This is a genomic window from Pseudomonadota bacterium, assembly GCA_016195085.1.
Classification (GTDB): domain Bacteria; phylum Pseudomonadota; class Alphaproteobacteria; order SHVZ01; family SHVZ01; genus JACQAG01.
On the sequence record JACQAG010000010.1, the window covers coordinates 1 to 25095 of the forward strand.

Sequence of the window (25095 nt, forward strand, 5' to 3'; positions counted from 1 at the left end):
CTATCGCGGCCTTCGTCGCAAGGCTCCAGCCCGACGGGTTGCCCCGCCAAGCCGCTTGCCAGCTACCAGATCGAACCGACTACTGTCCGGGTGGTACCTTCCTCCACTGGTGATCCGCGCCCTCGGGGCGCACTGAGAAATGCGGGCTAGGTATCCTCGTCGTCCTTCGCCGCCTCCCCGCCTTCGGCCTCCGGCTTGCGCCGGTCGGGACCCTCGAAGGGCAGAGTCCGGCGCCGACGATCCGGGCCGAAATACTCCTTGGTCCTGACGAAGTGGCGCGGGCTCTCGATGAGCGCGGTGAGCCGGGAGAATAGCTGCTGGGCGGAGACCGGCTTCACCATGAAATCGTTGATGCCGGCATCCCTGGCGGCGATCACCCGCTCCTTGTCGGTGTGGCCGGTGATCATGATGATCGGCACATAGGGATCGTGGCTCGCCGGCGCCATGCGGATGTGCCGGGCGAGCTGTAGCCCATCCACCGGCTGCATGTTCCAGTCGGTGATCACCAAGTCGATGTCGTTGGCCTCGAGCTTCTCCAGCGCATGGCCGCCCTCGGTCGCTTCGATGACGGTGCCGACGCCGAGCGCCTTGAGGATGGTGCGGATGAGCGAGCGCATGTGCTGGTTGTCGTCGACGACCAGCACCGTCAGCTGCCCGAATCGATAGCCAGCCGCCCCTGTCACGCTGCCTCGGCCCCCCAAGCCGAGAGTCAGTCTAGCGGATTCGGCCCGACCAGTGACTACAGCGGCGTGGCGAGATTCTGCAGCATGCGCAACAGAATGTTCTTGTCGTCGCCGCGGAGCCGCTTGACCATGCGTCGATTCTGGAGAGCGACGCGCCTCGACATGACCGCAAGCAGCTTGCGGCCCTCCGGCGTGAGGAAGATGGCCCGAGAGCGGCGGTCGACCGTCGAGGCAAGACGGAGCACGAGCCGGCGGCGCTCCAGCTCATCGATGATGAGGACCATGCGCGGCGTGTCGGCGCCGAGCGCGCCGGCCAGCGCCGTTTGGCTGAGGCCCGGATTGGCGGCGGCCAACCGCATGACGGCGAACTGGGTCGCGGTCACGCCGAGATCCTGGGCCAGCTCGTTGTAGTCCTGGAACACGGCGATCTGCGCCCGCCTTATCACGTAGCCGATGATCCCTTCGAGGCCGCTCGTGTCGATCGGACGCGCGCCCTTGTCGGCGGGCGCGGTCAGCACCCGTGCGGCGCCGCGCCCGCGCTTGGGCACTTTCGTCGGTGGCGTCGGCGCTTTCGCGGTCTTGCGGGACATCCCGGCTCCGGTCACGCGCGGGCTGCATCGCCCGCGTGTCGTCGGCCAAGATCGTTGTCCGCAAATATGATTGTCAACGACAATCGCCGCGGGATCGGCGCACGACGCAGCCTCAGCGGACGAGCGGGCAACCGCCCTCCTTGAGCGGCCGGAAGGCCTTGTCGGCATCGATGGTGGCGACGGCCTTGAAGTAGTCCCACGTCGCCTTCGACTCCGCCGGGCTCTTTACCTGCATCAGATACATCGGATGCATCTTGCGGCCGTCCTCACGGATGCTGCCCTTGCCGAACAAGGGATCGTCGGTCGCCATCGCCTTCATCCGGGCGACGACCGCCCTGCCGTCCGCGGCGGCGCCCAGAGCGTCGACCGCCTTCAGGTAATGCAGCACGCCAGCGTATACGCCGGCATGCATGTCGTTCGGCATCCACTTCTTGGCGTGGCGCTCCTGGAAGCGCCGCGACCACGCCCGCGTGCCGTCGTTCATATCCCAATAGAACGGAAATACCGTCAACAGACCCTGCACCGGCTCCAGACCCAGGGCCGGCACATTGTGCAGGCCGAAAATCAGCGCCGCCAGCTTCTGCTTCTTGCCCATGCCGAACTCGGCCGCCTGCTTCAAGGAATTGGTTGTGTCGCCGCCGGCATTGGCGAAGCCGACGATATCGGCACCCGAGGCCTGAGCCTGCAGAAGGAACGAGCTGAAATCGCTGACGCCGATCGGATGGCGGACCGCACCCGCCACGCTGCCGCCGCTGCTGACCACCTCGTCGCTTGCCTGCTTCTCGAGATCATGCCCGAAAGCATAATCCGCGGTCAGGAAATACCAGCGCTTGCCGCCCTGGCCAATGATCGCGCGGGCGACCGAATGGCCGTAGGACCACGTGTCGTAGGTCCAATGCACGGTGTTGGGCGAACACTGCGCCCCGGTCAGAAGCGCCGTGCCCGCGCCGGAGCCGATCATGACCTTGTTCTTGTCCTTGACGATGTCGCCGACGGCAAGTGCGACGGCCGAATTCGGCAGATCGACGATCACGTCGACCCCTTCCTCATCGATCCAGCGCCGGGCGATGGCGGCACCCACATCGGTCTTGTTCTGGTGGTCGGCGAACACCACCTCGACCTTGCGGCCCGCCGCCTTGCCGCCGCGGTCCTCGACCGCCATCTGGGCCGCCTGCACCGATCCCGGGCCCTGAAAGTCCGCATAGGGACCGGACATGTCGTTGAGCACACCGATGCGGATCGGCCGCTCTTGCCCCCTCAAGGCGGACGGAAGGGCGAGCGTGCCTGCGGCCGCAAGCACCATCATCGGCAGAAAGACGGCGCGCAAGGACAAGGTCATGATGACGCCTCCTTAATTTGCCCGGTCGTTCGGCGGACCAACGTGAATGACTTCGATTGGCGCGCGTGCGCCGTCGCCGCTGCTGAGGGAGCGCGCAACATACGAGCGGAGGCCGGCGGAACCAGTCCGTGCAAGACCCCTCCCAGAGCTGCCGAATTTGCGTTCGGCTTAGCGATTGCTTGATGAAAATGTGTATCGAAGGAATTATTATTGTCAATAACTATCGAGGATGCCGCAATGGCGAAATACGTGCCTCGGCTCGATCTGGCGGCGCTCGTCGCCATCGACGTCCACACCCACGCCGAGACCTCCAGCCGTCAGCCGCGGGACCCCTGCTCGATCATCTTTGATGAGGCGATGGCGAAGTATTTCCGCGAGACGGCGCGGCCGACCATTCCTGAGGTCGCCCGGTACTATCGCCAGCGCAAGATGGCGGCGGTGATCTTCCCGGTCGATACGGAAGCCGAGATGGGCCATTGGCGCATCGCCAATGAGGAAGTGGCGGAGCTGGCTTCCGAGCACAGCGACGCCTTGATCCCGTTCGCCAGCATCGACCCTGCCAAGGGCAAGATGGGTGTCCGCGAAGCCCGGCGCCTCATCGAGGAGTATGGCGTTCGGGGATTCAAGTTCCATCCCTCGGCCCAGGGCTTCTACCCCAACGATCGCAAGGCCTATGGACTCTACGAGGTGATCGCCGGAGCGGGCCTGCCGGCGCTGTTCCACACCGGGCAGACCGGTGTCGGCGCCAACATGCCGGGCGGCGGCGGGATCCGGCTCAAATATTCCAACCCGATCTACCTCGATGATGTCGCCGTCGATTTTCCGAGCCTGACCATCATTCTGGCCCACCCTTCCTTTCCTTGGCAGGATGAGGCGTTGGCGGTCGCCACCCACAAACCGCAGGTCCACATCGACCTTTCCGGCTGGTCGCCCAAATACTTCCCGGCCAACCTCGTGCAGTACGCCAACACGCTCTTGAAGCACAAAGTGCTGTTCGGCTCGGACTTTCCCGTGTTCACGCCGGACCGCTGGCTCGCGGATTTCGCCACGGTCAATATCAAGCCCGAGGTCAGGCCGTTGATCCTCAAGGAGAATGCGATAAAGCTGCTGAAGCTCGGCGACACCGAAGTCTGAGAAACAAGGCAGGCAGAGAAGCCGGCCGGGAGGAAGCATCGATGACGACCATGGCCGAAAGCCGGCGGCGGCAGAGCCGGCTCCGCTTCGCCGAGCCCGCCGTCCACCGGGAGAGCCGAGGCGACGGCAGCGTGATCCTTCGCTCGCCCTACATGCTCAATCCGCCGCCCAGATGCCTCGGCACTCTCCTCGAAGGCTGGGCGAGCCGCATCCCCGAGCGGGTATTCCTCGCGGAGCGCGACGAGAACCGGCGGTGGCGCGAGCTCACCTACGCCGAAGCCTGGGCGGCGGCGCAGGCCATCGGCCAGGCGCTCCTCGATCGCGGCCTCGACGGCGCACGCCCGGTGATGATCCTCTCCGAAAACAGCATCGAGCACGCGTTGCTGGCTCTGGGTGCCATGCATGTCGGCATCCCCGTGGCGCCGGTCTCGACCGCCTATTCGCGACTCTCCCAGGATTTCGGCAAGCTTCGCACCATCCATGAGATCGTCGCCCCCGGGCTCATCTACGCCGAAGACGGCGAGCGCCATGGAAATGCGCTGAAGGCGCTTGCCATGCACGGCGCCGAGCTCGTGCTCGGGTGCAATGCCGTGCCGGGACTGCCGGCAACGGAGTTCGGTTCGCTGCTCGCGACCAAGCCGGGTCCGGCGGCGGATGCGGCGCATCGGGCGCTCGGCCCCGACACGATCGCGAAGATCCTCTTCACCTCCGGTTCGACCGGCGATCCGAAAGGCGTCATCAACACGCAGCGCATGCTGTGCGCCAACCAGGAGAGCTATGTCCAACTGTGGCCGTTCCTCGAAGAGCGGCCGCCGGTGCTGTTGGACTGGATGCCGTGGAACCACACCTTCGGCGGCAACTCCGATTTCAACATGGTGCTCCGGAACGGCGGCACGCTCTACATCGACGACGGCAAGCCGACGCCGACGCTGATCGAGCGTTCCCTTGCCAATCTCAGGGAGGTGTCGCCGACGATCTATCTGAATGTGCCCCGCGGCTTCGCCATGGTGATCGACCATCTCGAGCGCGAGCCCGAGCTGGCGGAACGGCTCTTTCAGGAGCTCGACCTCATCTTCTATGCCGGCGCCGCGCTCCCCCAGAGCCTCTGGCAGCGGTTGGAGGCGCTTTCCCTCAAGACAGTCGGGCATCTGGTACCCATGGTCTCGGCCTGGGGCACGACGGAGACCGCGCCGATGGCGACCTGCGTCCACTATCCGATGCGCCGCGCCGGCAATATCGGGCTGCCGGCGCCAGGCACCGAAGTCAAGCTGGCACCGGAGGGCGACAAGCTCGAGATCAGGGTGCGCGGTCCCAACATCACACCGGGCTATTGGAAGCGGCCCGACTTGACCAGGGCGGCCTTCGACGAAGAGGGCTTCTATCGCCCGGGCGATGCCGTCCGCTTCGCCGATCCGGACGATCCCGTCAAGGGGCTCGTCTTCGACGGACGCATCGGGGAGAACTTCAAGCTCTCGTCGGGGACCTGGGTGACGGTGGGGGCCCTGCGCGTGGCCGCCATCGCGGCGGCAACACCGCTCATCGAGGACGCGGTGGTGACCGGACATGACCGGGACGAGATCGGCCTCTTGGTGTTTCCCAGCCTCGCCGGCTGCCGCAGCCTCTCGCCAGAGCTCGGGCCCGAAGCGCCGATCGCGGTGCTCGTCCGCGCGCCCGCCATCCGCGAGGCGCTCGCCGCCGCGCTCCAGCGCCACAACGCCAATGCCGGCGGCAGCTCCCAGCGCATCACCCGGGTGCTGCTGCTCGATACCCCCGCTTCCATCGACAACAGCGAGATCACCGACAAAGGCTACATCAACCAGCGGGCTGTGCTCATGAACCGCGCGCCTCTTGTCGAGCGCCTTTACATGGAACCACCCGGGCCAGATGTGATCCTGCCCGAAGCAAACTAGAGGAACCGCAATGTCTTCCGTAGTCGGCTACGAACGGCGCGACAGCGTCGGCGTCATCACCATCGATAACCCGCCGGTGAATGCGGTGAGCCGCCCGGTGCGTCAGGGGCTCCTCGACGCGCTGGCGCAGGCGGCCGCCGATGCCGAGGCCAAATCGATCGTCCTCATCGGCGCCGGCCGGACCTTCATCGCCGGTGCCGACATTCGCGAGTTCGGCAAGCCGATCGAGCCGCCGGGGCTCGACACCGTGATCGCCGCCGTCGAGACGAGCGCCAAGCCGGTGATCGCCGCGATCCACGGCACGGCCTTGGGCGGCGGGCTCGAGATCTGCCTTGGCTGCCACTACCGGGTCGCCGTCGCCTCGGCGCAGGTGGGGCTGCCCGAGGTCAAGCTCGGAATCCTCCCCGGGGCCGGCGGCACTCAGCGCCTGCCCCGCCTCATCGGCGCCAAGGAGGCCCTGGAGATGATCACCACGGGCAAGTTCGTGCGCGCGGCAGAGGCGAAGGCGCTCGGCATCATCGATGCCATCGTCGCGGGCGATCTGCTCGAGGGCGCGGTCGGCTTCGCCCGCAGCACCAACCCGTCCGATGCGCTCGCGCGCCGCCTCCGCGACCGCGACGACAAGCTCGTCGATGCGCGCGGCAACAAGGCGCTGTTCGGCGATTATCGCTCCCAGGTAAAGAAGCGCGCCCGCGGCCAGGAATCGCCGCTCCGCTGCGTCGACGCGGTGGAGGCCGCGGTCACGCTCCCGTTCGATGAGGGCTTGAAGCGCGAGCGCGAGATCTTCCTGGAGCTGGTGAGCTCGCCTCAGTCGCGGGCCCTCGTGCATGCCTTCTTCGCCGAGCGCGAGGCGATGAGCATCCCGGACGTGCCGGCCGACACCGCGACCAGGCCGCTCAAGACCGCGGCCGTCATCGGCGCTGGCACCATGGGCGGCGGCATCGCCATGTGTTTTGCCAATGCCGGCATTCCCGTGACCTTGGTCGAGACCTCGGCCGAGGCGCTGGAGCGCGGCCTCGGGGTGATCCGCGGCAACTACGCCGCCACCGTGGCCAAGGGCCGCCTCGAGCAGGCGGCCATGGATAAGCGCATGGGTCTCATCCAGGGCAAGCTCGACCTGGCGGCGATCAGGGATGCGGACATCGTCGTCGAAGCCGTGTTCGAGAACATGGCCTTGAAGCAGGAGGTCTTCCGCAAGCTCGACGGGATCTGCCGGCCAGGCGCGATCATCGCGACCAACACCTCCACTCTCGACGTCGATGCCATCGCCCGGGTGACGAAACGGCCAGCGGACGTCATCGGCATGCACTTCTTCAGCCCGGCCAACGTCATGCGCCTCTTGGAGGTGGTGCGGGGAGCGAAGACGGAGAAGGACGTGCTGGCAACCGCCATGCGGCTCGGCAAGACCCTGGGCAAGGTACCGGTCGCCGTCGGCGTCTGCGACGGGTTCGTCGGCAACCGCATGCTGTTTGCCTATTTCCGCGAGGCCGAGTTCCTGCTCGAGGAAGGCGCCTTGCCGGCCCAGGTGGACAAGGCACTCACCGACTGGGGTGCCGCCATGGGCCCCTTCACCATGGGCGACATGGCCGGCAACGACGTCATGTGGCGGGTCCGCCAGGAGCGGCGGCTGCGCCTGGCGAACGACCGGCGCCTCTCGAGTCTCGTCGACAGGATCGCCGAAGCCGGCCGCTACGGACAGAAGACCAATGCCGGCTGGTATCGCTACGACCCCGGCAGCCGCACGCCGATCTCGGACCCGGAAGTTGAAAAGATCATCCTCGCGGAGTCTGAGCGTCTCGGCATCCGGCGCAAGACGTTTAGCGACGATGACATCCTGAAGCGCTGCCTCTATTCGATGATCAACGAGGGGGCGAAGATTCTCGAGGAGGGCATCGCCCAGCGCCCCGGCGACATCGATGTCATCTATCTCACCGGCTACGGCTTCCCATCCTGGCGCGGCGGCCCGATGTTCCATGCCGACACGATCGGGCTCGATGAGATTCTCACGTTGGTAAAGCGCATGCACGAGAGCCATGGCGCGTGGTGGCAACCGGCGCCGCTCCTGGAGAAGCTCGTCCGCGAGGGCAAGCGCTTCGCCGATCTCGTGCCGGGAAAGGGTTGAGGGAGCGACGACCTAACGAGCGCACTCCCCACGCCTCTCCCGCGAACGAGTCGCCATCCTTTGGCGCCGACCAAAGCACAGTCGCGCTGCAGTTTGCAGCACCGACGACAACGACACGGATCCTGGCCACCGGCGATCAGATTGCGTTGCCGCGCTCCCGATTCTAAGCTTTGCTATAGACGGAGGACCAACAGAAGGACGGCAACGATGCCACATGCTCGCAGCTTGACTTTGATCATCGCCGTCGCTCTCGCGCTCGGCAGCGTATCGGTCGCGGGCGGAGCGCTCGCGCAGACCAAACCCGGCACCACGAAGAGCACGACCAAGGAGGCGGCCGCTCCGGGCAAGGAGTGCAAGAATCTGAAGCCGAATACCCAAGAACACAAGGACTGCATCGCCAAGCTGGCGAAGGACAAGAAGCCGACGACACCAGCAGCCAAAAAGCCTTAACTCCGGAGCTCAGACATAGCCGGTCGAGCCGTCCGGCCTGGTGGGCACCTTGCGCTGCCAATGGACGTAGCCGTCGCGGGCGAGCACCGCTTCGTCCATTTCCACGCCCCAGCCCGGGCGATCCGGGCGCAATTCGAGATAGCCGTCTTTAGGTAGGTACGGGTCCTTCACATAAGGAGCGCCGTCGGGCAGGCGGTATTCGAGGATGCGGAAGTTCGGCTGCGCGGCGGAAAAATGCAGATTGACCGCGGTCGCCAGCGGCCCCATCGGATTGTGCGGCGCCACCGTCACGTAGTGAGCTTCCGCGAGAGCGGCGATCTTGCGCATCTCGAGCACGCCGCCGACGGCGCAGATGTCGGGCTGGATGATGTCGGCGCCCGCGACCGACAACAGATTCAGGAACTCGAAGCGGCCGTAGAGGCATTCGCCGGTGGCGAGGGTGCAGCGGAGCTGCCGCTTCAATTCGCCCCAGGCTTTGATGTTTTCCGGGCGGATCGGCTCCTCGAAGAACAAGGGATCGTAGGGGGCCAGCGCATTGCCCAGCTGGACCGCCTGGATCGGCTCGAAGATCTGCGCATGGGCATCGAAGGCGAATTCGTAATCGGCGCGCGTCGTCTCCCGGAGCGCACGGAAATACTCGGCGCTGGTGCGCACCACTTCGCCCCAGCGATTGGCATGGATGTCGATCCGATAGGGGCTGAGCTTGAAGGCGGTCAGGCCCCACTTGGCGTTGAGCGTATCCGCCTGGTCGCGGGCTTGCGGCGGATCGGGCGCGGTATAGACTCCGGCATAGACCCGCACGCGCTCGCGCGCATTGCCGCCCAGGAGCATGTAGACCGGCACGCCCAGGGCCTTCGCCGAGATATCCCACAGGCAATGGTCGATGGCGGAGATCGCGGCCAGACCCAAGGCTCCCGGCGGAAACCGCGATTGCTGCAGGAGGTACAGCATTAGGTATTCGATGCGGCGGGGATCCTGGCCGCGGATCAGCTCGAAGAGATAGTCGAGGAGCGGCGGCAGCGCCTTGTCGGGGCCGTGGTTGTAGCACTCGCCCCAGCCGGTCACGCCATCGTCGGTGTCGATGGCCACCACCACACGCGGGCGATCCTTGTCGTGCGTCATGAATGCCCGCAGCCGCTCGATCCGCATGGAGCCCTCATCGATCCCGATTTTGCCGCATAGAGTATGGGCAATCCTGCCCAAATGTGACATGTCAAAACCGTTCCGGGGGACCGAGGACGTCTTGAGCGGCGCCGAGATCGACGCCGTCGGATTTTCGGCGTATTTTGTGCTGGCTTTGAGGGAATCCTTGGGTTTCTCGACAGTCCGCGGCCGCATCAACTTCTCGCGTCTCTTGCCCTCGTCGGGACGGCGCCGAAGGAGGTCCGAGCGTTGCGATCCTCAGACCCAACGGGCTGAGAGCCTTTCTGCTGATGAACACAACGAAGGGGGAGGCGTTCGATGATGCCAGGTCGGTTGGCCGTTGCCGTTCTCACCGCCGCGGGGCTGATCGCCCTCGGCACACCCGCCGCGGAAGCAGGCGCCATGTTCGACGCCATCAAGGCCCGCGGCTACGTCGTCTGCGGCGTCAACCAAGGCCTGCCGGGATTCGGCAATCCCGATAGCCAGGGGAAATGGACCGGGCTCGACATCGACTTCTGCACATGGCCGGCGTCAACTTCTATGACGGCCAGGGCTTCATGGTGCCGAAGAAGCTGGGCGTGACCTCGGCCAAGCAGCTGAACGGCGCCACCGTCTGCGTGGCGCCCGGAACCACCACCGAGCTCAACCTCGCCGATTATTTCCGCGCCAACAACATGAAGTTCCAGCCGGTCGTCATCGAGAAGATCGACGAGGTGACCAACGCCTTCTTCAACGGGCGCTGCGATGTGTATACGACCGATGCCTCCGGTCTCGCTTCCACCCGCGCCGCCATGGCCCCGAAGCCGGACGACTATGTGATCCTGCCGGAGCGCATCTCCAAGGAACCCCTGGGACCGGTCGTACGCAAGGGTGATGACCAGTGGTACGCGGTCGTGCGCTGGACGCTTGATGCCATGATCGAAGCGGAGGAGCTCGGCATCACCTCGAAGAACCTGGACGAGAAACTGAAGAGCACCGATCCGGCGATCCAGCGCGTGCTCGGGGTCACCCCCGGCTACGGCAAGGCGCTCGGGGTGGACGAGAAGTGGGTCTACAACATCGTCAAGGCCGTGGGGAACTACGGCGAGAGCTTCGAGCGCAATGTCGGCAAGGGCACGGTGCTCAATCTCGAGCGCGGCCTCAACGATCTGTGGACCCGCGGCGGCATCATGTACGCGCTGCCGCTCCGCTGAGCGGCACGGGTCGATCCAGCGGAGGATGCTCCTGCGCTTCCTCGGCGGCGATGCGCGTCGCCGGACCGGGTGGGATGACCCTCGGCTCCTAGTGTCAAGCGCTCCGAACTTCGTCCGATCCCGGCGAGCTTCGGCGCCGGCACCCTAGCCCCAATACTGTTCACTTAACTGAACAGTATTGGGGCTAGCTCGACCAGTTCTGCTTGAAGTCGCCGTAAAGCGTCAGGCCGCCGCAGGCATGGAGCGTCTGCCCGGTCACGTAGGAGGCATCGTCGGAGGCGAGGAAGGCGAACACCGGCGCCATCTCCTCAGGCGTGGCGGCGCGGCCCATGGGAATATGCGCCTCGACGGCAGCGCGCGACGTCGGATCATGGCGCCAGGAATCGTTCATCTCGGTCAAGACTGCGCCGGGGCCGACCGCATTGACGCGGATGCCGCGATCGGCGAATTCCAGCGCCAAGGTGCGGGTGAGATTGCCGAGCCCGCCCTTGCTCACGGAATAGGCGAGATAGCCCGGCTTCGGCACGCGCTCATGCACGCTCGATGTGTTGATGATGGCGCCGCCGCCGGGCCTCGTTAGAAAATGCTTGATGGCGGCCTCGGCGCAATAGGCCGCTCCCTTGAGATTGACGGCGAGAACCCGATCGAATTCCGCGTGGTCGAACCCGTCACCCGGCGTCGTTGCTTGAATGCCGGCATTGTTGACCAGAATGTCGAGGCGTCCCCAATCGGCGATGAGGGTTTGCACCATGCCCTGCACCGCATCGGCCGAGGCGACGTCGGCGTCAACGAGGCGATGCTTGCGGTCGGCATAGCCGGCGGCCCGGCTTGATGCCTCGACCTCATCGAGCGCCGCCTTCGCATGGCCGGCATCGCCGACATAGTTGATGGCGACGCTGGCGCCCTCGGCGGCAAAGCGCACCGCCACGGCACGGCCGATCCCGCGTGAGCCGCCGGTGATGAGGGCGAACCGCCCCTCCAGCCGGGCCGCGATCTTCTGCATGGGCGCTCCTCTCTTCGACCGGTGAGGCGATCTTCCGCAAAGGATTGATCTGGGTTGCCGAACAAGGCAATATCATGGGGTCCAAAACGATTTGGAAGAGTATTTTGGTAAGGTTCCGAACTCGGATGGCTGCACCTCCCAGGAGCGAGGGTTGAGCGCGCTGCGGGCGCTGGCGAGCTCGCTCGGACTGTCGCCGACGACGGTGTCTCGGGCCCTCGACGGTTATGGCGACGTGGCCGCCAAGACCCGCCAGCGGGTCCACCTTGCGGCGGACGCCGCCGGCTATCGGCCCAATGCCGCCGCCAGGCGCCTGCGCCGCGGCGCCCCGGAGATGGTGAGCCTGGTGCTGCCGACCGAGCCCGGGCACTTCAACGAGCCGCTTTACATCGAACTGCTCGCCGCCATGGGCGGGCATTTGGCAGGGCAAGGCTTCGATCTCACGCTCATCGCCGCGCCGCCCGGGCCGGATGAGATCAAGACCTATCGCCGGCTCGTCGAGGGCCGCCGCGCCGACGGCATCGTCGTGGTCCGCACCCGACGGCAGGATCCGCGCATCGACTATCTCGGGCGCATAGGCTTTCCCTTCGTCGTCATGGGCCGCACGGAGATGCCGCTGCCCTACGCCTTCGTCGACGGCGACGGCGAGCTGGCATTTCTGGAGGCAACGCAGCGGCTCCTCCGGCTCGGCCATCGGCGGATCGCGCATATCGCGGCACCTGCGGCCTTCACCTTCGCCCATCTCCGCCGCCGCGGCTATGAGCGCGCGATGCGCCAGGCGGGCCTTGCGCCGGTGATCGCCGAGGCGACGGCCGATGAGCGGGGCGGGCTTGCCGGCGCCAGAGATATTCTCGGCGCGAGGGAGCCGCCGACAGCCCTCCTCTGCGCGACCGACCTCATGGCCTTCGGCGCCCTCAAGGCGGCGCGCGAGCGGGGCTTGGCGGTGCCGGCGGATCTCTCGGTCATCGGCCACGACAACATTCCGATGTCCGCCTACTCCGATCCGCCGCTCACCACCATGGAGCTGCCGATCGAGGCAACCGGGCGCCGGCTCGCCGAGATGATCCTGGCGCGGATCGGCGGCGCCGGACCGGAGGGAATGCAGGAAATCCTCGCGGTGAGGCCGACCGAGCGCGGCTCGACGGCGCGTCCGCGAGACTGAGTACGGGCCCGCTTCCGGATCCGGTGCCGGGATCGAGCTCCACGAAAAAGCCAACCGGACTGGAGGAGGACGTCATGTCCAAGACGGCAATTGCGGCATTCGCGGCTGTGCTCTCCGCTTTGAGTCTCCTCGCCCTGCCGATGCGCACGGCGCGGGCCGACGTGTTGTTTCTGTCGACGCAGCTGAGGCCAATCGAAGATGCCCAGAAGGTGCGTGAAGTCCTCTTGAAGGGCGGGCCGAAGACCACCTTCGTCACCGACGAGCCGGCGCAGCTCCCCATTCGCTTGAAGGCGGAGCAGGACGCGGGCAAGCGGACAGTGAGCCTCATCGGCGCCGTCCATGGCGAGCTGCAACCCTTGGTGCCGATGGCGACGCTCGACCCGGTCGACGACGTCGCCGCCAAGCTCGGCTCGCGCGGGATCCCGGCCGGCCTCATGCAGCTGGGCAGGCTCGGGACGGACAAGCAGGTTTACATCCCCTGGATGCAGGCCACCTATGTGCTGGCGGTGAACAAGCGGGCGCTGCCCTACTTGCCCGCAGGTGCGGATGTGAACGCGCTCACCTTCGAGCAGCTCACCCAATGGGCGAAGGCGATTGCGGACAAGACCGGACAGCGCCGGCTTGGCTTCCCCGCCGGCCCCAAGGGGCTCTTCGCCCGTTTCCTTCAGGGCAATCTCTATCCCTCCTACACCGGCTCGATGGTGACGGAATATCGCTCGCCCGAGGCCGAGAAGGCGTGGACCGACCTCAAGGCGCTCTGGGCCTATGTCAATCCGAACTCGACCAACTACGACTTCATGCAAGAGCCGCTGATGGCGGGCGAGGTGTGGATCGGCTGGGAGCACGTCTCGCGGGTGAAGGACGCCTTGCAGGCGGCACCCGGAGACTACCAGGCGGTGCCGTCGCCCTCCGGACCGAAGGGCCGCGGCTATATGTCGGTCCTCGTCGGCCTCGCCATCGCCAAGGGTGCCCCGGACCGCGCCGATGCGGTCGCCTTGATCGAGCATCTCTTGAAGCCTGAAATCCAGGTCGCAACCGCGGCCGAGGTCGGCTTCTTCCCGGTCGTCGACACCCCCTTGCCTGCCAACCTGCCGGCCGGCACGAAGCTGCTCGCCGAAGGTGTGGCCAAGACCCAGAACGCCAAGGACGCGCTGGTGGCGCTGCTGCCCGTCGGCCTCGGCGACAAGGGCGGGGAGTTCAACAAGGTGTACTTCGACACCTTCCAGCGCATCGTGCTCCGGGGCGAGCCCATCCGCGCCACCCTCGACGCCCAGGCCGAGGTGCTGCGCGGCCTCATGACCGCGACCGCGGCTCCCTGCTGGGCGCCGGACAAGCCAAGCCAAGGCGCCTGCCCGGTCAAGTAGGTCCGGTCCCGTGCAGGTTGAGACAAGCCCCCACCCTGCCCTCCCCCACATTCGTGGGGGAGGGTTTGATGACGTGCCGCGCCCAATCGTCCCGCCCCCTCCCCCACGCGTGAGCGTGGGGGAGGGTTGGGGTGGGGGCAATCGGGCAGGCGAAGCGGACATCGCCCGATGACCCAATCGCGCGCGCTGCCCTATCTCTTGATCGCGCCTTCCATGATCTTCCTCGGCATCTTCTTCGTCGTGCCCTTGGTGCAGACGATCCTCTTGTCCTTCGATGCCGGCGGCGGCCTGTCGCTTGCCAATTACGCGCGCATGGTGAGCGATCTCAACTTCGCCGTCGCCATCCGCAACACCTTCCTCCTGGTCTTGACCGTGATACCGCTGCAGGTCGCCCTGGCGCTGGCCATGGGCATGATGCTGCAGAAGATGCATCGCGGCCGCGACGTCGTGCTGTGGATCTGGACCATTCCGCTCGGCGTCTCGGATCTCGCAGCCGGTCTTGCCTGGCTCGCCATCCTGCAAAACACCGGATATCTCAACACCGCGCTCTACGCCCTCGGGCTCGTCGACGGGCCGACGCCATGGCTCAACAGCGAGACGCCGGCGACCTTGTTCATCGGCGTGGTGCTGACCGAGATGTGGCGGGCCACCGCGATCGTGCTCATCATCCTCGTCGCCGGATTGCAGCTCATACCGAAGGAGTACGGCGAGGCCGCGGACATCTTCGGCGCCAGGCCCTGGACCAAGTTCACCCGCATCACGTTGCCGCTCCTCAAGCCGAGCCTGCAGTCGGCACTGATCTTGCGCACCGTGCTGGCCTTCGAGGTCTTCGCCGTCGTCTACGCGCTGGGCGGGCGCAACTTCCCGGTCATCGTCGGCGAAGCCTTCGTCTGGCAGCACGACAACCAGAATTACGGCGTCGCCGCCGCCTATGCGGTGCTCGTCATGGTGATTTCGCTCGGCGCCACGCTGGTCTATCTGAAGGCGATCCGCGTCGATCCGGAGCAGCAGGCATGACCGGCGCCAGGCGCTCCCTCTATGTCGCCGGCCTCCTCACGCTGTGCATCTGGGTGCTGGTGCCGATCTACCTCATCGCGCTCGGCGCCTTCGGCGGGCGCCTGGCCGTGTTCAAGTGGCCGAAGAGCTGGATGCCGCTCGACGCATCCTTGGGATCCATGGAGCTCTTTCTGAGGATCGAGGGGGTGTGGCATGCCGCTCTCAATTCGGTGATCGCCGCCGTGCTCACCATGGTGTTCTCGATCGCGCTGGGCGCGCCGGCCGGCTATGCCCTGGCCCGCTTCTCCTTCCGCGGCGCCAACGCCTATCGCTTGATGATCCTCCTCACCCGCGCCTTCCCGCTTGCCATCCTCGCTTTGCCGCTGACCGTCATCTTCATCCGCGTCGGTCTCTACGACACGCCCTTGGGCGTCTCGCTGGTGCATACCGCCTTGGCGCTACCCTTCGCCGCCCTGGTGACCGCCAGCCTGTTCATGGGCATTCCCCGGGAGTTCGAGGAGGCGGCGTGGGTCTTTGGCTGCTCGCGCCTGCAGGCCTTCCGCAAGGTGATCCTGCCGCTGGCGCTCCCCGGGATCGCGGCCGCCGCGATCTTCGCGTTCATCATCTCCTGGAACGAGGTGTTCGCCGCCTCCGTGCTGACAGTCAGGGAGCGGACCCTGACCGCCTATCTCTTGAGCGTGCTCGCCGAGTCGCCGATGCATTACCGCTTTGCCGGCGGCTTCATGCTGATCGTGCCTTCCGTCGTCTTCATCTTCGCGGTCCGCCGCTACCTGTTCGCCATGTGGGGCGTCTCGAGCCGCTGAACGGAGAAAATCATGGCCGGCATCCGCATCGACGGCATCGTCAAGCGCTTCGGCAGCGTGACCGCGCTGGAGGAGGTCGACCTCGAGATCGCCGATGGCGAGTTCGTGGCGCTGCTCGGCCCGTCCGGCTGCGGCAAGACCACGCTGCTTCGCATCGTTGCCGGCCTCGAATCCCAGACCGCGGGTCGGGTGCTCATCGGCGATCGCGATGTCAGCCACTTGCGGCCCGCCGAGCGCGGACTAGCGATGGTGTTCCAGAACTACGCCGTCTTTCCGCACATGACCGTCTACGACAACGTCGCATTCGGCCTGGTCATGCAGAGCAAGACGCGCGAGGTCGTCGACAGCCAGGTAAAGAAGGCCGCGGCGCTTCTGCATATCGAACCCTATCTCGAGCGCTACCCGGCGAAGCTCTCCGGCGGCCAGCGCCAGCGCGTCGCCGTCGCCCGCGCTCTCGCCGTGGAGCCGGCGGTGCTGTTGATGGACGAGCCGTTGTCCAACCTCGACGCGCTCCTGCGCCTGGAGATGCGGGCGGAGCTCAAGTCGGTGCTGCGGCAGGCGGGAACCACGACCGTCTATGTCACCCACGACCAGACGGAAGCCATGGGCCTCGCCGACCGGATCGCCGTCATGCACGGCGGCAAGATCGTGCAGGTGGATACGCCGACCGCGGTCTATAGCCGGCCGGCGACGAAATTCGTCGGCGGCTTCGTCGGCTCGCCGCCGATGAACTTCGTCAGCGCCCGCGCCGAAGCGGGCCGGGTCTCCTTGGGCGGGTTCACGCTGGCCGCGCCGACGTCCGGCCCGGTGGTCCTGGGCTTTCGCGCCGAAGACGCGCGTCTCACCGGCTCCGATCGCGGACTGCCCTTCACTCTCAAGGTCGCCGAACCCATGGGTTCGCACCTGCTGCTGACCGGCAGCGTCGACGGTGCCTTGGTGCGCGTGGTGGCGCCGCCCACGGCCACGGTCAGGACCGGAGACGTGATCGGGCTGGCGCTCGATCCCGAGCGGGTGGTGTGGATGCATCCGGACAGCGGGCTGGCGTTGGGATCGGCCGCATGAAGCAGGCGGAACGCAAGGCCTCCGATTTGGATGCGAGCGCGCACGCGATCCTCAGCGCCAATGACCGCGGCGGCTACTCCGTGCCGAACGGCAAGGTCTATCCCTTCCAGTGGAACTGGGACGCGGCGTTCATCGCGTTCGGCTACGCGTCGTTCGACCGGGCGCGGGCCTGGCAGGAACTGGACATGCTCTTCCTCGGCCAGTGGGACGACGGGATGGTGCCGAGCATCGTCTTCCACAAGCCGGCGGAGAACTACTACCCCGGGCCCGCCGTGTGGGGTACCCGCCACATGCCGCCCACGACCGGGATCACCCAGCCGCCGGTCGCGGCGACCGCGGCGCGGGTGCTGCTGCAATCCGGCGGCGAACAGGCCCAGTCGCAGGAGCGGGCGCGCGGCCTCTTCCCCAAGCTGCTCGCCAGTCATCGCTGGTGGCACGAGACGCGCGACCCGGACGCATCCGGCCTCGTCACCATCGTCCATCCCTGGGAGACCGGCCGCGACAACTCCCCGGAATGGGACGAGCCGCTGGCCCGCATCGAGCCGAGGGTCGAGGTCAGCCGGCTCCGCAAGGACAAGACCCACGTCAATGCCTCCGAGCGGCCGACGGACGATTTCTACAATCGCGTCATGACGCTGGTGGAAGACGCAAAGGCGCTCGGGTGGCGCGGCGAGGACGTCGCTCGAAGGTCGTCGTTCCGGGTGTGCGACATCGGCATACAGTCGATCCTGCTGCGCGCCGATCGCGACCTCCTTGCCATGGCGCGACACTTCGGCCTCGCCCGTGAAGCCGACGCGATCGCCCAGTGGATCGAGCGGAGCCTGAGAGCGTTTCCGCGCCTGCTCCATCAGGACGGCATCTATCGTTCGCTCGACCATCGCACCGGCGAGCTGGCTCCGATCGCGACCTCCGCCGGTTTCCTGCCGCTCTATGCGCGGGCGGCGAGCGCCGCCGAGGCGGGGGTGCTCTCTGACCATCTGCATGGCTGGGCGGGTTCCGTCCGCTATCTCGTCCCCAGCACCGCCCCCAGCGCGGAGGCCTTCGACCCCGTGCGCTATTGGCGTGGTCCGACATGGCTGCCGATCAACCGGATCCTCGCCGACGGCTTCGCCGCCTATGGCGATATCGCGACCGCGACACGCATCCGCCGAGACTCTCGCCACCTGGTCGAGAGCGTGGGGCTTTGGGAATACTATCATCCCATGACCGGTGCCGGGCTCGGCGGCGGCGAATTCTCCTGGACCGCGGCGATGTGGCTCGCCTGGATCGGAAACGATTCTCAGCCGGACATCCTCACCGAAGTCTGAGGTGCAAGCCGGCTCCTGAATGCCGAGCCGGCCTCTGCGAAGCTTGCTATCCTCGCCCTCAGCCGGGATAGGAAGCACGCGATGAGCATTCGGTTGAGCCTCGCCGAGATCAACCGCCTGAGCCTGGAGGCACTCCTGGGCTCCGGCGCCGACCGGCGCAACGCCGAGCCGGTGGCGCGCTCGATCGAGGATGCCGAGGCCGAAGGCATCCCCAATGTGGGATTGAGCTATCTCACGCATTATTGCGAGGATCTGCGACGCGGCCGGATCAATGGCAAAGCCATACAGAATGTGGAGCAGATCACCAGCGCGGCGATCCGGGTCGACGGCGACTACGGTTTCGCGCATGCGGCGTTCATCGCCGCCGAGTCCGCCTTCCTCGCCTCAGTCGAAAACGCCGGGTTCGCCTGCCTGGCAATCCGGCATTCCTACATGGCCGGTGTCGTCGGCTGGTTCGTCGACCGCTTGGCGCGCCGGGGTTTGGTTGCGCTCGCCTTCGGCAACTCGCCGTCGATGGTGGCGCCCTTCGGCGGCAAGCGGCGCTTCTTCGGCACCAACCCCATGGCCTTCGCCGCCCCGCGCGCATCGGCGCCGCCGCTCGTCGTCGATCTCTCCACGAGCGTGACCGCAAGGGTGAACGTGGTCCAGGCCGCCGCCGCCGGCGGCCCGATACCGGAGGGATGGGCGCTGGACGAGGACGGCAGACCCACGACCGACCCTGCTCGCGCGCTCGCCGGCACAGTGGCCCCGCTCGGCGGCTACAAGGGGACCTGCCTTGCGATCATGGTCGATGTGCTGGCGGCGGGGCTCACTGGCTCCAACTGGGCGCACGAAGCCGAAGTGATCCGCGCCGATCCCGGCGGGCCGCCCGGCGTGGGCCAGATGCTGCTCGCCTTCTCGCCCGATCGGCTGGGGGCACCGGCGCTGGCGGGCCGGCTCGAGAAAATGCTGGCTGCCATGTGCGCGGATGAAGGTGTGCGGATACCCGGCGACCGGCGCCATGCACACCGTCTGCAAGCGGAACGCGACGGCATCGTCGTCGCCAGCTCCTTGCACCAGAAGCTTGTAAACTACGCCGGCTGAGCGGCGGTCGGCCTCGGATTGCAGAGTACAAGCGGAGTGGACCCTGAATGACCAAGCATGCGAGCGCCTATGAAGGAGGCTGCCTCTGCGGCGCCATCCGCTTTCGCTGCCGGGTGGGCGAGCCGCCGAGCACTTACTATTGCCATTGCCGCATGTGCCAGAAGGCGAGCGGTGCGCCGGTGGTCGCTTGGGCCAGCTTCCCGGCGGAGCGGGTGGAATTCGTCAAGGGATCGCCCGCCTGGCATCGGTCCTCGGCGATGGTCATGCGTGGGTTTTGCGCCCATTGCGGTACGCCCTTGGTTTGGCAGGCCGAGACCGGTAAGAACCAGCTGGCCTTGACCCTCGCCACCTTCGACGAGCCCGATCAGCTACCGCCGAAGATCCATGTCTGGACCGAGAGCAAGATGCAGTGGTTTGCCATTAATGACGGCTTGCCGCTGCACCCGCAGCGGGCGAGCAACTAGCAGCCTCAGACCGATTCCTTGCCTTCGGCTTCGGCCTCGGCGCTGTACGCGTATTCGACGATGCCGCGCGGCGGCTTCTGGATCGTCTGCCAATCCTGGAAATCCATCTCGGCCTGCCGGCAGGCGGCCTCGAAGGTCGGCTGGCCGTAGAATTCGTGCCAGTTGTCGACGAGATCGTCGACCTCCTCCAGCTCGAGCACGCCCGTCTCGTGCAAGGTCGCCTTTAGATAATCGAGGAAACGGATCTTGAGAGCCATGCTGGAATTGGCGACGAAGTTGACGGCACCAGCGATATAACCCAGCAGATACAGCTTCTGCTGCACGGTACGGCCGAAGCCCCTTGGCGCGCCGGAGCGGGCGCGCTGCACGAAGATCGTAAGCTTGCCCAGATGCTCGTCGGTGACGGTCCTCAGCTTGCGCCAAGTCCCGCCGAAGCTGGGCGCGGGCGGCGGCGCGCTCGGCGGTTCCGCCGCCGGCGCCATCGAGCGGAGCGTACTCAGAATGCTCTCTCGCTGCTCGCCGTGCAGGCTGCGCGAGGCCGCATGCAGCCAATAGCCGACCCGCTCCAGCATGGTGGAGAGGCTGGCACCCTTGATCAGGAAATCGTCGCCGCCGGCCTCCATGCATTCCAGCAAGACCGGCAGCCGCGCACCCTCGGTGTAGAAGATGACGGTGATCGAACGACCGAACCGGTCGCGCAGCTTTTGGCAGACTTCCGGGCCGCTCATGCCGGGCAGCCTTACATCGAGAATGACCGCCCGCGGCACATGCATCTTCAGGAGATTGAGCGCCTCTTCGCCGGTCTCCGCGCCGAGCACGCGGTACTCGGCGAGCTTGAGGGCCTCGACGTAGAGACGGCGCTGCGAGAATTCGTCCTCGACCACCAGGATCAGGTCCTGGCTCACTGCGGGGACCCACCCTTGCCCCTCGCGCCGACCGCAGGTGCCTGGATATCCCGACATTCCTCGCTGAGCTGAGCCAGCGCATGATCGAGGATGCCGCGCGTGCCGGCCACGAGATCCCGCGCCTTGGCATCGGCGCGGTCGTGGCACGCATCAAGGATCGTTCGGCCGCGCTCCGCCAGCTCGCCGAGGCCGAAGGTCTTGGCAGCACCGGCAAGCCGATGGGCATGAAAGGCCACGTCGTCCATGGCAGCCGACGCGGCCGCGCGTTCGAGTTCGGCCAGATAGCGCGGCGCATCTTCGAGGAAATGCGCCGCAATCTCCTGGAACACCGTGGCTCCGAGCCGCGCCGCGAGCTCGCGCCCATGGCTTCGCGGCTGATCGTCTTGCCGCGACGAGCCGACCCGCGCCAAGCCGGCCTTCGTCCATTTGGCGATGACCGCTTGCAGCTTCGCCTCGGCAATGGGCTTGGCGATGACCTCGTTGACCCCGGCGGCAAGGCAGCGCTCGACCGTATCCTCGAACGGATCGCCGGTCAGCACCACGATCGGGATGGCTGCGCGCCGCCCCGACAGCGCCCGGATGGCGCTGGCCGCCTCGGCCCCGCCGAGGCCCGGCATGTGCAGGTCCATCATGACGAGGTCGTAGCGCATGAGGCGGACCGCTTCGACGGCTTCCCGGCCGTTCTCCGCGAGGTCCACCTGACAGCCCAACCCATCGAGCATGGCGGTCAAGAGAAGCCGGCTGCTCCGATCGTCTTCCGCCACCAGAATTCGCACTGCGCCCCAGCTCCCCAAACCACCCGAACCAGGCGTCGTGCCCAGCATGCAATTGACGGCAAGCTAGCTCGAAGCGAGGGCGGCGGGCAAATCCCGAGCCCCTAGACGACGCGTGCGGCTCGGCCTGCGGTGCCGGCTAACGCAGACCTGGAGAGCGCCCCTCGCACGCGGCCTGCACCGCTCCTCCTCCGCTTGTGCGCCTCTCACCCTTTGCTATGCTGGCGCGAGTCGTCGGCTCGCATTCGCGCTCATTCAAGCGGTGGCGGCAATGGTCGAGGTTGCGGTTTCGGGCGCGGGGCTCGAGCCAGAGCGATTCTGGGGCGCGAGCGCCGTTGCGGGGTTGCTCCGGCACTTGGCCGCGGAAGGCGAGCGCCGGGCGTTGTGGGCGCCGGTCTTCTTTGGCGCCGGCATCGGCCTCTATTTCGCGCTTCCGGTGGAACCGCCGCTCTGGCTGGGCCTCGCCGCCGCTGCCGGCGCGATCGCTCTCGCCGTCGCTCTCAGGCGTCGGCCGGGCTGGCGCGAGGCGGCGCTGGCGCTTGCCCTCTCCGCCGGCGGCTTCGCTCTCGCCAGCGTCAATTCCTGGGAGCGCTCCACGCCGATGCTGCAGCGTCGGATGGGGCCGGTCCCGGTTACCGGGCGCGTCATCGACATCGACACGCGCGAGAAAGGCTGGAGCGTCATCATCGCGCCCGACCCGTTGCCGGGCTTGACCGCGGGCGAGCAGCCGCCGCGCATCCGCGTGCATATCCCGGCGCGCAGCGACGAGCTCAATCCCGGTGATCGCATCCGCTTGAAGGCGATGCTCTTTCCGGTGCCGGCACAGACGCTGCCGGAGGGCCGCGATCTGCAGCGCGAGGCCTATTTCGCTCGGATCGGCGCCGTCGGCTACTCCTTCGGCGGCGCCCGCCACGACCTCGAGGAGGCGAGCGGCGAGGTAAGTCTGGCGGAGCCGGCCGGAGGGTTTCAGCAGTGGCTGATCCAGCTTCGCACCGAGATGACGCGCCGCATCGCGACCGTGCTCCCCGGATCGGCCGGCGGTGTCGCCTCGGCCTTGATCACCGGCAAGCGCGGCGCCATCGCCGAGGAGGTGAAGCAGGCGTTCCGCGACTCCGGACTGTCGCATCTCCTGGCGATCGCCGGCCTGCATCTGGGCCTGGTCGGCGGCTTCGTCTTCTTCGCTGTCCGGGCGCTGCTCGCCTTGGTGCCTTATGTGGCGCTACGCTATTCGATCAAGAAGATCGCCGCTGCCGTCGTGCTCGCGGTGCTCGTCTGCTATCTCATGATTTCCGGCAGCTCGATCCCCACGCAGCGCGCCTTCGTCATGAACGGTCTGCTGTTCGCCGCCATCCTGGTCGATCGGCTGCGCATCTCGATGCGGGTGTGCGCGATCGCCGCCTTCTTCGTGCTCGCCATCAGCCCCTCGAGCCTGGTCGGGGTCAGCTATCAAATGTCGTTCGGCGCCGTGGTGGCGCTGATCGCGGTCTATGAGAGCTTCGGCCAACGCCTCGGCCGGATGCTGCATGGCGGCTCGGTCGGCGGCAAGGTTCTGGGCTATGTGGCCGGCGTGGTGGTGACCACGATCGTGGCAACGGTCGGCACCGATCCTTACTCGATCTATCACTTCCACCGCCTGGCGCTCTATTCGCCGCTGGCGAATGCGGTGGCGGTGCCGTTGAGCGCGGTGTGGACGCTGCCTTGGGGCGTCGTCGCCTGCATGCTGATGCCGCTCGGCCTCGAGCAGTGGGCGCTGGTACCCATGGGCTGGGGCATCGATGTGACGATCTTCGTCGCACAATGGGTCTCGGCGCTGCCGGGCAATGTCTGGCTGATGCCGCGATTGCCCGCCGGGGGCCTGCTGCTCATTTCCATGGGCGGGCTCTGGCTCTGCCTGTGGAACCAGGCCTGGCGCTGGTGGGGCGTGGCGCCGATCGTGCTCGGGCTCTTCAGCATGACGCTCACGCGCCCGCCCGACATCGTCATCGCCGACGGGGCGCGGATGATCGCGGTCCGCGCCGCGGACGGTCGCTATCTGGTGAACGCCGCCCCGGGCGAGCGCCTCTACCAGGCGGCGCTCGCCGAGGAGACCGGAGAAGCGCTGGCACCCTGGCCGAAACCCGGGGAGGCTCAGGACAGCCGCCTCGATTGCGCCGGGGCACGCTGCATTTATAGCGCGCATGGACAGCGCGTCGCCGTCGTCATCGGCAGCGACGGCCTGCCACGGGATTGCCGTGGCTTCGATGCGATCGTCAGCAGCGTACCCGCCGGTTTCCGCTGCCGTTCGGCCGTGCCGATCGTCGACCGCTTCGACTCCTGGCGCTTGGGCGGCGTCGGCCTCTGGCTCGACCGACGGGGAATTGTCGTGGAGAGCGCTAATGAGAGTCGCGGTACCCGACCTTGGGTCCCGCAGCGCCGTCGCCGCCCTGAGATCGCGACCGAGCAAGCGCCATGACGACCGATGCCGACAACCCGGCGGAACGCTACCGCAACAATCTCCAAGGCGAGGTCGACAGCGCCAGCCTCTACCGGGCGCTCGCAGAAGCAGAGATCGACCCGCGGCTGGCGGAGGTCTATCGGCGCTTGGCGCAGATCGAGGAGGCCCATGCCGCGTTTTGGCAGAACCGTCTCGAAGCCATGGGGCGACGCGCACCCGGACTGAAGCCCGGCTTCCGCACCCGCGCGCTTGCCTGGCTGGCGCTTCGCTTCGGACCGGAATTCGTGCTGCCGGCGATAACCACGCTGGAACACCTGGACAGCGGCCAATACGACAAGCAGCCGGAAGCCGTCGCCGGCGGCCTGCCGCAGGCGGAGCGCTCGCATGCGCGCATCCTCGAAGCGCTATCTCAGAGCGCTCCCGGAAGCCTGACCGGCGGCGTGCTGGCGCGGCTCGAAGGCCGCCACCGAGGCATCGGCGGCAACGCGCTCAGAGCCGCCGTGCTCGGCGCCAATGACGGCCTGGTGTCGAATTTGAGCCTGGTCATGGGCGTGGCCGGGGCCGCGCTCGACCCCCATTCGATCCTGATCACCGGTCTTGCCGGCCTGCTCGCCGGTGCGGCTTCGATGGCGCTCGGCGAGTGGCTCTCGGTCAACAGCGCGCGCGAATCCTATCGCCAGCAGATCGACCGGGAAGCAAGCGAGCTGGCCGAGGTGCCCGAGGAAGAGAAGGAGGAGCTGATCCTCATCTATCAGGCGAAGGGGTTGAGCGAGGCGCAAGCCCGGGCGCTGGCCGACCGCTTGATGGCGAACGAGGACACGGCACTCGACACCTTGGTGCGCGAGGAGCTGGGCATCGACCCCAATGATCTCGGCGGCTCGGCCTGGGCGGCCGCGTCCACCTCATTCAGTCTCTTTGCGCTGGGTGCGATCTTTCCGGTGGCGCCGTTCTTCATCCTGAGCGGATCGGCGGGCGTGGCCGCGAGCGTGGCCGCGAGCGGCGTTGCGCTCTTTGCGCTGGGCGCCGGCACCAGCCTTTTCACCGGTCGCGGCGTGGCATTTTCAGGATTGCGGCAGCTTGCCGTGGGCCTGGCCGCCGCTGCCATCACCTTTGCCGTCGGCAGGTTGATCGGCGCTGTCATAACCTGATCCGATTTC

The 25095-nt window shown here is 66.9% G+C and carries 21 protein-coding genes and 1 pseudogene; 15 read left to right on the plus strand and 7 right to left on the minus strand.

From position 1 onward, the window contains the following. Positions 1–146: 146 nt before the first annotated feature. From HY058_02935 to HY058_02945, 3 genes are all read right to left on the minus strand, one after another. Positions 147–617 carry a response regulator gene (locus tag HY058_02935; GenBank protein MBI3496242.1) on the minus strand — a complete coding sequence of 157 codons (471 nt, stop codon included), beginning with the start codon at positions 615–617 and terminating at the stop codon, positions 147–149. 122 nt (positions 618–739) lie between these two features. Then, positions 740–1273: a MarR family transcriptional regulator gene (locus tag HY058_02940; protein MBI3496243.1), complete on the minus strand. Its 534-nt coding sequence runs from the start codon at positions 1271–1273 to the stop codon at positions 740–742. A gap of 112 nt (positions 1274–1385) precedes the next feature. After that, the gene (locus tag HY058_02945; GenBank protein MBI3496244.1) at positions 1386–2612 is read right to left on the minus strand and encodes an ABC transporter substrate-binding protein; all 1227 of its coding nucleotides are present in this window, start codon (positions 2610–2612) and stop codon (positions 1386–1388) included. Positions 2613–2849: 237 nt separating this feature from the next. On the opposite strand from HY058_02945, the gene HY058_02950 reads away from it, so the two are divergent. The 4 genes from HY058_02950 (at position 2850) to HY058_02965 (ending at position 8228) form a co-directional block, all read left to right on the plus strand. Beyond that, positions 2850–3746, plus strand: a complete 897-nt coding sequence (locus HY058_02950) for an amidohydrolase (GenBank protein ID MBI3496245.1) — start codon at positions 2850–2852, stop codon at positions 3744–3746. Positions 3747–3787: 41 nt separating this feature from the next. Further along, complete coding sequence (locus tag HY058_02955; protein ID MBI3496246.1) at positions 3788–5656, plus strand: feruloyl-CoA synthase; 1869 nt, start codon at positions 3788–3790, stop codon at positions 5654–5656. A gap of 10 nt (positions 5657–5666) precedes the next feature. Then, a complete protein-coding gene (locus HY058_02960; protein ID MBI3496247.1) occupies positions 5667–7778 on the plus strand; it encodes an enoyl-CoA hydratase/isomerase family protein in 2112 nt (703 codons plus the stop codon). A gap of 207 nt (positions 7779–7985) precedes the next feature. Then, positions 7986–8228 (plus strand): hypothetical protein, encoded by a 243-nt coding sequence (locus HY058_02965; GenBank protein ID MBI3496248.1) that lies wholly within the window; start codon positions 7986–7988, stop codon positions 8226–8228. Between the two features lie 9 nt (positions 8229–8237). Here the strand turns inward: HY058_02965 and HY058_02970 are convergent, their stop codons facing one another. Further along, complete coding sequence (locus HY058_02970) at positions 8238–9377, minus strand: mandelate racemase/muconate lactonizing enzyme family protein (protein ID MBI3496249.1); 1140 nt, start codon at positions 9375–9377, stop codon at positions 8238–8240. Between the two features lie 312 nt (positions 9378–9689). Here HY058_02970 and HY058_02975 point away from each other — a divergent pair. Next, a pseudogene (locus HY058_02975) lies at positions 9690–10564 on the plus strand (amino acid ABC transporter substrate-binding protein). Between the two features lie 184 nt (positions 10565–10748). On the opposite strand, the gene HY058_02980 reads toward HY058_02975, so the two are convergent. Then, positions 10749–11567 carry a glucose 1-dehydrogenase gene (locus HY058_02980; protein ID MBI3496250.1) on the minus strand — a complete coding sequence of 273 codons (819 nt, stop codon included), beginning with the start codon at positions 11565–11567 and terminating at the stop codon, positions 10749–10751. A gap of 151 nt (positions 11568–11718) precedes the next feature. Between HY058_02980 and HY058_02985 the strand changes: the two genes are divergently transcribed. From HY058_02985 to HY058_03020, 8 genes are all read left to right on the plus strand, one after another. After that, complete coding sequence (locus HY058_02985) at positions 11719–12726, plus strand: LacI family DNA-binding transcriptional regulator (protein ID MBI3496251.1); 1008 nt, start codon at positions 11719–11721, stop codon at positions 12724–12726. Positions 12727–12800: 74 nt separating this feature from the next. Next, positions 12801–14090: an extracellular solute-binding protein gene (locus HY058_02990; protein ID MBI3496252.1), complete on the plus strand. Its 1290-nt coding sequence runs from the start codon at positions 12801–12803 to the stop codon at positions 14088–14090. A 168-nt stretch (positions 14091–14258) separates the two neighbouring features. Then, a complete protein-coding gene (locus HY058_02995; GenBank protein MBI3496253.1) occupies positions 14259–15107 on the plus strand; it encodes a sugar ABC transporter permease in 849 nt (282 codons plus the stop codon). Beyond that, entirely contained in the window at positions 15104–15910 is an 807-nt protein-coding gene (locus tag HY058_03000) for a carbohydrate ABC transporter permease (protein MBI3496254.1), read from the plus strand. The genes HY058_02995 and HY058_03000 overlap by 4 nt, the downstream gene beginning before the upstream one ends. A gap of 12 nt (positions 15911–15922) precedes the next feature. After that, positions 15923–16972, plus strand: coding sequence for an ABC transporter ATP-binding protein (locus HY058_03005; protein ID MBI3496255.1), 1050 nt, complete (start codon positions 15923–15925; stop codon positions 16970–16972). Next, positions 16969–18279, plus strand: coding sequence for a neutral trehalase (locus HY058_03010; protein ID MBI3496256.1), 1311 nt, complete (start codon positions 16969–16971; stop codon positions 18277–18279). Before HY058_03005 ends, HY058_03010 begins: the two co-directional genes overlap by 4 nt. An 81-nt stretch (positions 18280–18360) precedes the next feature. Then, on the plus strand, positions 18361–19362 hold the full coding sequence (locus HY058_03015; GenBank protein MBI3496257.1) for an Ldh family oxidoreductase: 1002 nt from the start codon (positions 18361–18363) through the stop codon (positions 19360–19362). Positions 19363–19409: 47 nt separating this feature from the next. Further along, complete coding sequence (locus HY058_03020) at positions 19410–19826, plus strand: GFA family protein (protein ID MBI3496258.1); 417 nt, start codon at positions 19410–19412, stop codon at positions 19824–19826. Between the two features lie 5 nt (positions 19827–19831). Here HY058_03020 and HY058_03025 read toward each other — a convergent pair whose 3' ends face one another. Then, positions 19832–20731: a response regulator gene (locus HY058_03025; protein ID MBI3496259.1), complete on the minus strand. Its 900-nt coding sequence runs from the start codon at positions 20729–20731 to the stop codon at positions 19832–19834. Further along, on the minus strand, positions 20728–21507 hold the full coding sequence (locus HY058_03030) for a response regulator (protein MBI3496260.1): 780 nt from the start codon (positions 21505–21507) through the stop codon (positions 20728–20730). The genes HY058_03025 and HY058_03030 overlap by 4 nt, the downstream gene beginning before the upstream one ends. Positions 21508–21775: 268 nt before the next feature. On the opposite strand from HY058_03030, the gene HY058_03035 reads away from it, so the two are divergent. Together HY058_03035 and HY058_03040 are read left to right on the plus strand one after the other, a co-directional pair. After that, positions 21776–23956 (plus strand): ComEC/Rec2 family competence protein, encoded by a 2181-nt coding sequence (locus tag HY058_03035; protein MBI3496261.1) that lies wholly within the window; start codon positions 21776–21778, stop codon positions 23954–23956. Beyond that, a complete protein-coding gene (locus tag HY058_03040; protein MBI3496262.1) occupies positions 23953–25086 on the plus strand; it encodes a VIT1/CCC1 transporter family protein in 1134 nt (377 codons plus the stop codon). Before HY058_03035 ends, HY058_03040 begins: the two co-directional genes overlap by 4 nt. The last annotated feature ends 9 nt before the right edge of the window (positions 25087–25095 follow it).

Coding starts and splice junctions, on each gene's coding strand:
- HY058_02995 (MBI3496253.1), top strand. CDS start 14,259: ATGACCCAATCGCGCGCGCTGCCCTATCTCTTGATCGCGCCTTCCATG.
- HY058_03010 (MBI3496256.1), top strand. CDS start 16,969: ATGAAGCAGGCGGAACGCAAGGCCTCCGATTTGGATGCGAGCGCGCAC.
- HY058_02955 (MBI3496246.1), top strand. CDS start 3,788: ATGACGACCATGGCCGAAAGCCGGCGGCGGCAGAGCCGGCTCCGCTTC.
- HY058_02935 (MBI3496242.1), bottom strand. CDS start 617: ATGCGCTCGCTCATCCGCACCATCCTCAAGGCGCTCGGCGTCGGCACC.
- HY058_03020 (MBI3496258.1), top strand. CDS start 19,410: ATGACCAAGCATGCGAGCGCCTATGAAGGAGGCTGCCTCTGCGGCGCC.
- HY058_02945 (MBI3496244.1), bottom strand. CDS start 2,612: ATGACCTTGTCCTTGCGCGCCGTCTTTCTGCCGATGATGGTGCTTGCG.
- HY058_03005 (MBI3496255.1), top strand. CDS start 15,923: ATGGCCGGCATCCGCATCGACGGCATCGTCAAGCGCTTCGGCAGCGTG.
- HY058_03040 (MBI3496262.1), top strand. CDS start 23,953: ATGACGACCGATGCCGACAACCCGGCGGAACGCTACCGCAACAATCTC.
- HY058_03000 (MBI3496254.1), top strand. CDS start 15,104: ATGACCGGCGCCAGGCGCTCCCTCTATGTCGCCGGCCTCCTCACGCTG.
- HY058_03035 (MBI3496261.1), top strand. CDS start 21,776: ATGGTCGAGGTTGCGGTTTCGGGCGCGGGGCTCGAGCCAGAGCGATTC.
- HY058_02990 (MBI3496252.1), top strand. CDS start 12,801: ATGTCCAAGACGGCAATTGCGGCATTCGCGGCTGTGCTCTCCGCTTTG.
- HY058_02980 (MBI3496250.1), bottom strand. CDS start 11,567: ATGCAGAAGATCGCGGCCCGGCTGGAGGGGCGGTTCGCCCTCATCACC.
- HY058_02940 (MBI3496243.1), bottom strand. CDS start 1,273: ATGTCCCGCAAGACCGCGAAAGCGCCGACGCCACCGACGAAAGTGCCC.
- HY058_02970 (MBI3496249.1), bottom strand. CDS start 9,377: ATGCGGATCGAGCGGCTGCGGGCATTCATGACGCACGACAAGGATCGC.
- HY058_02950 (MBI3496245.1), top strand. CDS start 2,850: ATGGCGAAATACGTGCCTCGGCTCGATCTGGCGGCGCTCGTCGCCATC.
- HY058_03015 (MBI3496257.1), top strand. CDS start 18,361: ATGAGCATTCGGTTGAGCCTCGCCGAGATCAACCGCCTGAGCCTGGAG.
- HY058_02960 (MBI3496247.1), top strand. CDS start 5,667: ATGTCTTCCGTAGTCGGCTACGAACGGCGCGACAGCGTCGGCGTCATC.
- HY058_02965 (MBI3496248.1), top strand. CDS start 7,986: ATGCCACATGCTCGCAGCTTGACTTTGATCATCGCCGTCGCTCTCGCG.